Origin of the sequence: Ornithinicoccus halotolerans (assembly GCF_009602535.1) — a bacterium.
Taxonomy (GTDB): Bacteria; Actinomycetota; Actinomycetes; order Actinomycetales; family Dermatophilaceae; genus Ornithinicoccus; species Ornithinicoccus halotolerans.
On sequence record NZ_WIQI01000107.1, the window covers coordinates 1 to 8,729 of the forward strand.

Genomic DNA, 8,729 nt, shown 5'->3' on the forward strand with positions numbered 1-8,729 from the left:
GGCGGCTCCGGCAGCTCGACCACCGACTGAGCGCCGGCGGGATGCCCTCGGCCACCGGCCGGTAGCGGCGAGGGCGCCTCAGCCGGGGCTCGGCAACGGCGCGCCCAGCAGCGGGCTGCCGGTGCCGGCGGCGACCAGCTCGGTCAGCACCGCCGGGTCGGTGGTGCGCTCGCCGAGCCGGTTCGGTTTGCCCCGGCCGTGGTAGTCGCTGGCGCCGGTGCGCAGCAGCCCCCACCGGTCGCACAGCCGCTCCCCGCGGGCGACCGCGGCCGCGTCGTGGTCCCGGTGGTCCACCTCCAGGCCCAGCAGGCCGGCCCGCACCATCGCCTCGATCGCGTCGTCGCCCACCACGGTCCCCCGCGCGGCCGCGAACGGGTGGGCCATCACCGGCACGCCCCCGGCCGCGCGCAGCATGGCCACCGCTGCCACGACGTCGGGGGCGTAGTGGCCGACGTAGAACCGGCTGTTGCCGTGCAGCACGTCGGCGAACGCCGCCTCCCGGTCGGGGTAGACCCCGGCGGCGACGAGCGCGTCGGCCAGGTGCGGGCGCCCCAGCGTGGCACCCGCCCCGGCCTGGGCGTGCACCTGCGCGACCGACACCGGCCAGCCCGCGTCGGCCAGCGCCTGCGCCATCTGCTCGATGCGGGTCACCCGGTGCCGCCGGGCCCGCCCGGTCTCGGCCAGCAGGGCGACGTCCTGCGGGTCGAACAGGTAGCCCAGCAGGTGCACGCTGACCCCCCGCCACCGGCAGGACAGCTCGATCCCGGGCACCACGGTGACGCCGTGCTCGCGACCGGCCCGGTCGGCCTCGTCCCAGCCGGTGGCCGCGTCGTGGTCGGTCAGCGCCACCACCCGCACACCCGCGGCCGCCGCGGCCGCGACCAGCTCCCCCGGGGTGTCGGTACCGTCGCTGTGGCGGCTGTGGGTGTGCAGGTCGATCACCACCGGCCCACCGTAGCCGCAGCACGCTGCGTTGCCGGAGCGGCCATACTGGGAGCTGCTTCCTGGCCGTCCAAGGAGAGGTGCCCGATGCGACCCGTCCCCGCCGCACCCCGCGGGCAGCGTTCCCGTCGCGGCCGAGACCGCCGGGCAGACCGCCCGCTGGTTGCTGCGGCGCTCGCGCTGCTGCTGGCCGCCTGCTCGGGGGCCGGGGAGACCGGCGCCGACCAGGCCCCCGGCGCGAGCAGCGCCCCCGCCGACGCGGCCACGACCGCACCGGTGACCGGCGACGCCGCTGACCGGACCGCCCCGGCCGACGGGGAGCAGGCCACCGCGGACCCGGAGGACCGGGTGGTGACCTCCCGGGACGGTGCCTTCGAGCTGGTGCGTCCCGCCGGGTGGAGCGACGTGTCGGAGGAGGTCCCCGAGGAGATCGAGCTGGCGATCCGCGAGGACGCCGGCAGCGGTGACTTCTTCGCCAACCTGGTGGTGGCCAGCGAGGAGCCGATCCCCGACCTGGAGCAGGCGGTGGAGGAGGCCGCCGCCGACGTCGCCGGTGAGGACGGCGAGCACGAGATGCTCGACCCGATCGAGGTCGACGGGGTGCCGGCCTACGGGTACCGGGTGCGGCGCAGCTCCGAGGGCAGCCAGATCGCCCAGGTGCAGCGCTGGCTGGAGCACGAGGACCGCACCTACGTGGTGACGTTCTCCACCGCGGCCGGGCAGGAGGAGCAGCAGGCCCCGGTGCTGGACCAGATCCTGCAGGGGTGGACCTGGACCGAGTAGCTGGGCCGAGTAGCCCGCCGCTACACGTAGCCGCCGCGGGCGCGGCGGCGGGCCCGCGTCGAGGCCAGGTCCAGCCCGAACCGGCGCCGCACCAGGAACCCGCCGATCGAGACGCCGGCGGCCAGCGCGAGACCGGTGGCCAGCGCCCGGGTCAGCTCCACCATGGCGGTGCCCACCAGCCCGGCGGAGTCCTCCATCATCAGGAACAGGAACCGGTAGACGGCCAGCCCGGGCAGCAGGCTGACGATGCCGGCGGTGGCGACCGGCAGCTCGGGCAGCCGCCAGCTGCGGTGGCCGACGTAGGCGGCGGCACCGACGGCGGTGGAGGCGAAGAAGGTGGCCGTCGGGGTACCGACCTGCAGCAGCAGCACCGCCTGGAACACCAACCAGGCCAGCGCCGACACCGCCAGCGCCACCATCGTGGTCCGCACCCCGGTGTAGGTGGAGATGCAGAAGCCGGCCGCCACCAGCATCGCCGAGATCGTGGTGAGCACCAGGTCGTCACCCACCCCGACGTAGGGCGAGACCTGCATCGGGATGCCCAGCCGGAACGCCAGCCCGAGCACCGCCGAGATCCCGGCCGCGATGCCCGCGGTCAGCATCAGCACCTCCAGCCCGCGCGCGCCAGCGGTGACGTAGTAGCCCTCCAGCGCGTCGTGCGCCGCGCCCATGACGGTCAGCCCCGCCAGCAGCAGGATGATGCCGGCGATGACCACCAGCGACGGCGACTCGACACCCGGCACCTCGATGCCCCGGTCCTCCAGGTAGTTCAGGGCCACCGCCACCGAGGTGGGGATGGCCGCCGCGACCGCCTGGTTGAAGAACGCCGCGACGCCGAACTGGGCCAGCCGGCGCTGCGCCCGGTCGACGACCGCGACGGCGATCGCGGCCACCAGCATCATGCCCGGCTGCGCACCGAACAGGCCGACGACGCCCGTCGCCAGCAGCGACACCCCGGCGGTGACCACCCACCGGCGGTAGGGGTGGGGCGCGGTGAGGATCCGTTCCAGCCGGGCCCGGGCGGCGTCGATGTCCAGCCCGTACCCGTACGGGTGCGCGGGGTCGGCGACCTGGTCCACCAGGGTCTGCAGCGCCTCCAGCCGGGTGTAGTCGGCCGAACGCACCTTCACCACCCGCATGACGCTCAGCGGGTCCTCGTCCACGCCGCGGTGGATGGAGACCGACACCGAGGTGAAGGTGATGTCGATGTGGGCCGAGTGCACCCCGTAGGCGTGGGTGAGCCGCAGCAGCGTGGCGACGACGTCGGAGGCGCTGGCCCCGGTCGACAGCATCGCCTCCCCGACCCGCAGCGCCAGGTCGATGACCGACCGAGCGTGCCGCTGGGAGACCTCGTCCCCGCCGGGGGCGCCGATCGTCACCGTGGGCGCACCCACCCCGCGCACCACCCAGTGCGCGCGGTCGCGCCACACCCGCCCGATGCGGGGCACCGCCTGCAGCTGGGCCGGCTTGACCCACGGGCCGGTCACCTCGGCGCCGGTCAGCAGCCGCCCGGTGTCCTCGTCCTGCTGGGTGTCCGGCCGTCCGGCCTGCTCCCCCGCGCCTGGGTTCACGCGCTCGCTCACGCACCCAGGGTAGGTCCCCCCGTCCCGCCCTCGGACGCCGCGGTCATCCGGCGTGCGAGCATGGACGGGTGAGCGAGAAGCAGACCCGGGCCGAGCACCGTAGCCGCCCCACCAGCGCCGCGTTCCGCCGCTTCGTCGCCAGCGGCTGGGCACCGCGCGACGAGACCCCGCCGGCGGCGGCGAAGGCGGCACCCTACGCCTCCCGCCGCCGCGAGCAGCTGTCGGCGGCCTTCCCCGGGGAGCGGCTGGTCGTCCCGGCCGGGGGGTTGAAGGTGCGCAGCAACGACACCGACTACGTCTTCCGCCCGCACAGCGCGTTCGCCCACCTGACCGGGCTGGGCGCGGACCGGGAGCCGGACGCGGTGCTGGTGCTGGAGCCCACCGACGGCGGTCACGAGGCCGTGCTGTACTTCCGTCCGTTGGCCGGGCGCGACACCGACGAGTTCTTCGCCGACTCCCGGGTCGGTGAGTTCTGGGTGGGTGCGCGGCCGACGCTGGCGTCGATGGCCGCCGAGCTGGCGCTGGCCACCCGTCCGCTGGAGGAGCTGGCGGACTCCCTCGCCAAGGACGCCGGCGGCGTCCGGCTGCGCGTGGTGCGCGACGCCGACGCCGAGGTAGCGGCCCTGGTGGACCGGGTGCGCCGGGAGTCCGGCGAGCAGCAGGCCACGGAGGCGGCGCAGGCGGCGGGCCAGCCGGCCGAGGAGGACGACCTCGCCCTGGCCCGGTTCCTGTCGACGATGCGCCTGGTCAAGGACGAGTGGGAGCTCGAGCAGATGGCGCAGGCGGTCGCCGCGACCGCCGAGGCCTTCGACGCCGTCGTCGCCGGGCTGCCCGAGGCGGTGCGCCGGGGTCGGGGCGAGCGCTGGGTCGAGGGCGTGTTCGGGCTGCACGCGCGGCACCGCGGCAACGGCGTGGGCTATGACTCGATCTGCGCGGCGGGCGACCACGCGACGACGCTGCACTGGATCCGCAACACCGGCGAGGTGCGCGAGGGCGAGCTGGTGCTGCTGGACGCCGGCGTGGAGGTGGACAGCCTCTACACCGCCGACGTCACCCGCACGCTGCCGGTCTCCGGCAGCTTCGACGACACCCAGCGGATGGTCTACGAGGCGGCGCTGGAGGCCCAGCAGGCCGGGCTGGAGGCGGTGCGCCCGGGCAACCGGTTCAGCGACGTGCACGCCGCCGCCATCCGGGTGATCGCCACCCGGCTGCACGAGTGGGGGCTGCTGCCCGACGGTGTCGACGTCGAGACCACGCTCGATGCCGAGAAGGGGCAGTACCACCGGCGCTGGATGGTGCACGGCACCAGCCACCACCTGGGACTGGACGTGCACGACTGCGCGCTGGCGCTGCGCGAGGACTACCTGGACGGCGAGCTGCGGCCCGGGATGGTGCTGACGGTCGAGCCGGGGCTGTACTTTAAGGCCGACGACCTGCTGGTGCCCGAGCGCTTCCGTGGCATCGGGGTGCGGATCGAGGACGACGTGGTCGTCACCGAGGACGGCTGCCGCAACCTGTCGGCGATGCTGCCGCGCCGCCCGGAGGACGTGGAGGCCTGGGTGCGGGCCGGCGGCCGGCGCGGGTAGCGGCAGCGCCGCTGTCAGCCGAGCGCGCGGCGGGCCAGCAGGTCGCGGGCGTGCTCGGCGTGCTTGTGCTCGGTCAGCACCTCGTAGCGGGTGGCGACCACCTGCGAGACCGAGGTGAAGTCCCGCCGGCCCTGCGTGGCCCAGTAGCCGATGAGCGCCCAGACCAGGGCGAACATGGCCCCGAACCCGACGCACCACAGCACCGTCATGAAGGCGTCGCCGCTCGGGGCGAACAGCGCGAAGATGAGCCCCACGAACAGTCCCAACCAGAGCCCGGTGAGGACGCCCCCGAGCGCGACCCGGGCGGGGGTGAGCCGGCCGGTCACCCGCTCCACCTGCCGCAGGTCCGTCCCGACGATCATGCACTCCTCGACGGGGAAGTCGTTGTCGGAGAGGTAGTCGACCGCCGCCTGGGCCTCCTCGTAGCGGTCGAACCCCCCGAGCGACATCGGGAACTCCAGCTGCAGACCGGAGACCCGGACCGGGCGCCCGAAGGAACTGTGCGTGCTCACCGACCCATTGTCGCATCGTGACCCCGGCTCGCCACCGCGGCCGGGCGGGCCGCCGGTGGCTATCCTGCACCGGTGACCACCGCCCGCTTGTTCGTCGCCCGGCTGCGCGACCTCGGCGTGTTCGACCCCCACGGCGACGAGGTGGGCCGGGTTCGCGACGTCGTGGTGACCCTCCGGGCCGGCCGGGGACGGGCGCCCCGGGCGATCGGGCTGGTGGTCGAGGTGCCGGGCCGTCGGCGGGTGTTCGTGCCGATGACCCGGGTCACCAGCATCGACGCCGGCCAGGTGATCTCGACCGGGCTGGTGAACCTCCGGCGGTTCGAGCAGCGCCCCGGGGAGACCCTGGTCGTCGCCGAGCTGTTCGACCGCCCGGTGACGGTGCGCACCGAGGACGGCCCCGTACCGGCGGTCGTGGAGGACCTGGGCCTGGAGCTGCAGCCCAACCGGGACTGGCGCATCACCAGGGTGTTCTGCCGCAAGGGCCCGCCGCAGCAGGGCTCCCGGCTGCGGCTGCGCCGCCGCCGCGGCGAGACCCTGCTGGTGCCGTTCGCCGAGGTCGAGGGGCTGATCCGCCCGGTCGGCCCGCAGGGCGCCGACATGCTGCTGGAGGGCTACGAGGACCGCAAGCCCGCCGACCTGGCCGAGGCCGTCCGGGAGCTCTCCCCGCGGCGGCGGGCCGAGGTGGCCGACGCGCTGGACGACGAGACCCTCGCCGACGTGCTAGAGGAGCTGCCCGACGACGACCGGCTGGAGATCGTCACCCACCTTAGCCCGGAGCGGGCCGCCGACGTGCTGGAGGCGATGGAGCCTGACGACGCCACCGACCTGCTCTCGACGCTGCCGGCGGAGGCTGCCGAGCGGCTGCTGCAGCTGATGGAGCCCGGCGAGGCGGCGCCGCTCCGGCGGCTGATGGCCTACGAGGAGGACACCGCCGGCGGCATGATGACCACCGACCCGGTGATCCTGTCCCCCGAGGCCAGCATCGCCGAGGCGCTGGCAGTGGTGCGCCAGGAGGAGCTCTCGCCGGCTCTGGCCTCCCTGGTCTACGTCGTCCGCCCGCCGCTGGAGACCCCCACCGGGCGGCTCCTCGGGGTCGTGCACATCCAGGCGCTGCTGCGTGAGGCCCCGCACCAGCCGGTGGCCAGCGTGCTGGACCGGGACGTGGAGCCGGTCGGCACCGACGCCCCGCTCGGCCAGGTGACCCGGCTGATGGCCACCTACAACATGGTGGCGCTCCCGGTGACCGACCACGACGGCCGGCTGCTGGGCGCGGTGACCGTCGACGACGTCCTCGACCACATCCTGCCGGAGGACTGGCGGGAGGAGCGGCACGAGTCCACGGAGGTGAGCCATGTCGACTGAGCCGCCCGGGCCGGGACCACGCCGGCACCGCCTCGCCGAGCGGGCAGTGGACCGGGTGACCCGCGTCTCCCGCGACGAGGAGCGGCTGGACCAGCCACTGGCCACCCGCCGCCCGCTGCTGTGGCGTCCCCGCCCGGACCCGGACACGTTCGGCCGGTTCGCCGAGGCGTTCGCCCGGTTCATGGGCACCGCCCGGTTCCTGGCGTACATGACGGCGTTCGTGGCGATCTGGATCCTGTGGAACGTCGTGCTGCCGGAGCCGCTGCGGTTCGACCCCTACGCCTTCATCTTCCTCACCCTGATGCTGAGCCTGCAGGCCTCCTACGCCGCGCCGCTGATCCTGCTCGCGCAGAACCGGCAGACCGACCGCGACAAGGTGATGATCGAGCAGGACCGCACCCGGGACGAGCGGGCGCTCGCCGACACCGAGTTCCTGACCCGGGAGGTGGCGGCGCTGCGGATCGCGCTGCGCGACGCTGCGACCCGCGACTTCGTCCGCTCCGAGCTGCGCGGCCTGCTGGACGAGATGGAGGAGCGGGGGCTGCGGGTGGTGGAGGCCGAGGCCGAGGAGTCCCGGGAGCGGCCCGGCCCCGGCCGGGGCACGACCCCCTCCGGGGACGGAGGCCGGCCCGACGGCACCTAGCATGGAGGGTATGTCCGCCCCCACCGAGGACGCCGTCCACGCTGCCCTGGCCACCGTCGACGACCCCGAGATCCGCAAGCCCATCACCGAGCTCGGCATGGTGGAGTCCGTCGACATCGCCCCGCCGGGGCGCGTCGGCGTCACCGTGCTGCTGACCGTCCCGGGGTGCCCGATGAAGGACACCATCACCAAGGACGTCACCGCCGCGGTGCAGCAGGTGGCGGGCGTCACCGACGTGCAGGTCCGGCTCGGGGTGATGAGCGATGACCAGCGCGCCGGGCTGCGCCAGCAGCTGCGCGGCGGCCAGACCGAGAAGGAGATCCCGTTCGCCCGGCCCGACACGCTGACCCGGGTGTACGCCGTCGCCTCCGGCAAGGGGGGCGTCGGCAAGTCCTCGGTGACGGTCAACCTGGCCGCCGCGATGGCCGCCGAGGGGCTGCGGGTCGGCGTGGTCGACTCCGACATCTACGGCTTCTCGGTGCCCCGCATGCTCGGGGTGGAGCAGCAGCCGACCCAGGTCGACGACATGATCCTGCCGCCCATCGCGCACGGCGTGAAGGTGATCTCGATCGGCATGTTCGTGCCGGGCAACCAGCCGGTGGTCTGGCGCGGCCCGATGCTGCACCGCGCGATGCAGCAGTTCCTCAGCGACGTGTTCTGGGGCGACCTGGACGTGCTGCTGCTGGACCTGCCGCCCGGGACCGGCGACATCGCCATCACCGTCGCCCAGCTGCTGCCGAACTCCGAGCTGCTGGTCGTGACCACCCCGCAGCAGGCGGCCGCCGAGGTCGCCGAGCGTGCCGGGTCCGTCGCGCTGCAGACCCACCAGCGGCTGGTCGGGGTGGTGGAGAACATGTCCTGGCTGGAGCTGCCGGACGGCACCCGGCAGGAGATCTTCGGCTCCGGCGGCGGCCAGGTCGTGGCCGACTCGCTGGCGCGCTCCATCGGGGCGGAGGTGCCGCTGCTGGGGCAGATCCCGCTCGACACCGCGGTCCGGGAGGGCGGTGACCGGGGCGTGCCGGTCGTGCTGCAGGAGCCGGACTCGCCGGCCGCCAGCGCGCTGCGCGCGGTGGCCCGCCAGCTGGCCCGGCGCGGGCGCGGCCTGGCCGGGCGCAAGCTAAACATCACCCCCGCCGCCCGCTGAGCACCGCGGACTCCACTCACCGGGGTGCCGCCGTGGCCGGCCGCTCAGGTGGCGTCGGTGTCGAACGGCGTCGGCCGGTCGGGGTCGTGCATCCCGGCCCGCCGACCGCGCGCGCGGAGGTGTGCCTGGACCACAGTCAGGTCGACATCGTGGATGCGGAAGGTGAGTCGATGC

8 protein-coding genes are annotated in these 8,729 nt (G+C 74.7%); 5 read left to right on the plus strand and 3 right to left on the minus strand.

Features of this window, described 5'->3' with window-relative positions; genetic code table 11:
• Positions 1–78: 78 nt before the first annotated feature.
• Positions 79–945 carry a PHP domain-containing protein gene (locus GFJ45_RS13700; protein ID WP_153398154.1) on the minus strand — a complete coding sequence of 289 codons (867 nt, stop codon included), beginning with the start codon at positions 943–945 and terminating at the stop codon, positions 79–81.
• An 84-nt stretch (positions 946–1,029) separates the two neighbouring features.
• Here GFJ45_RS13700 and GFJ45_RS13705 point away from each other — a divergent pair, with 84 nt between their 5' ends.
• Positions 1,030–1,725 (plus strand): DcrB-related protein, encoded by a 696-nt coding sequence (locus GFJ45_RS13705; RefSeq protein WP_153398156.1) that lies wholly within the window; start codon positions 1,030–1,032, stop codon positions 1,723–1,725.
• A gap of 20 nt (positions 1,726–1,745) precedes the next feature.
• Here the strand turns inward: GFJ45_RS13705 and GFJ45_RS13710 are convergent, their stop codons facing one another.
• Positions 1,746–3,308, minus strand: coding sequence for a threonine/serine exporter family protein (locus GFJ45_RS13710; RefSeq protein ID WP_153398158.1), 1,563 nt, complete (start codon positions 3,306–3,308; stop codon positions 1,746–1,748).
• A gap of 68 nt (positions 3,309–3,376) precedes the next feature.
• Between GFJ45_RS13710 and GFJ45_RS13715 the strand changes: the two genes are divergently transcribed.
• Positions 3,377–4,894, plus strand: coding sequence for an aminopeptidase P family protein (locus GFJ45_RS13715; protein ID WP_153398160.1), 1,518 nt, complete (start codon positions 3,377–3,379; stop codon positions 4,892–4,894).
• Positions 4,895–4,908: 14 nt separating this feature from the next.
• Here GFJ45_RS13715 and GFJ45_RS13720 read toward each other — a convergent pair whose 3' ends face one another.
• On the minus strand, positions 4,909–5,406 hold the full coding sequence (locus GFJ45_RS13720; protein ID WP_153398162.1) for a general stress protein: 498 nt from the start codon (positions 5,404–5,406) through the stop codon (positions 4,909–4,911).
• 72 nt (positions 5,407–5,478) lie between these two features.
• On the opposite strand from GFJ45_RS13720, the gene GFJ45_RS13725 reads away from it, so the two are divergent.
• Genes GFJ45_RS13725 through GFJ45_RS13735 form a run of 3 tightly spaced genes read left to right on the plus strand, consistent with a single transcriptional unit; the run spans position 5,479 to position 8,555 of the window.
• Positions 5,479–6,768 (plus strand): magnesium transporter MgtE N-terminal domain-containing protein, encoded by a 1,290-nt coding sequence (locus GFJ45_RS13725; RefSeq protein ID WP_153398164.1) that lies wholly within the window; start codon positions 5,479–5,481, stop codon positions 6,766–6,768.
• The gene (locus GFJ45_RS13730) at positions 6,758–7,411 is read left to right on the plus strand and encodes a DUF1003 domain-containing protein (RefSeq protein WP_153398166.1); all 654 of its coding nucleotides are present in this window, start codon (positions 6,758–6,760) and stop codon (positions 7,409–7,411) included. Before GFJ45_RS13725 ends, GFJ45_RS13730 begins: the two co-directional genes overlap by 11 nt.
• Before the next feature lie 10 nt (positions 7,412–7,421).
• On the plus strand, positions 7,422–8,555 hold the full coding sequence (locus tag GFJ45_RS13735; RefSeq protein WP_153398168.1) for an Mrp/NBP35 family ATP-binding protein: 1,134 nt from the start codon (positions 7,422–7,424) through the stop codon (positions 8,553–8,555).
• The last annotated feature ends 174 nt before the right edge of the window (positions 8,556–8,729 follow it).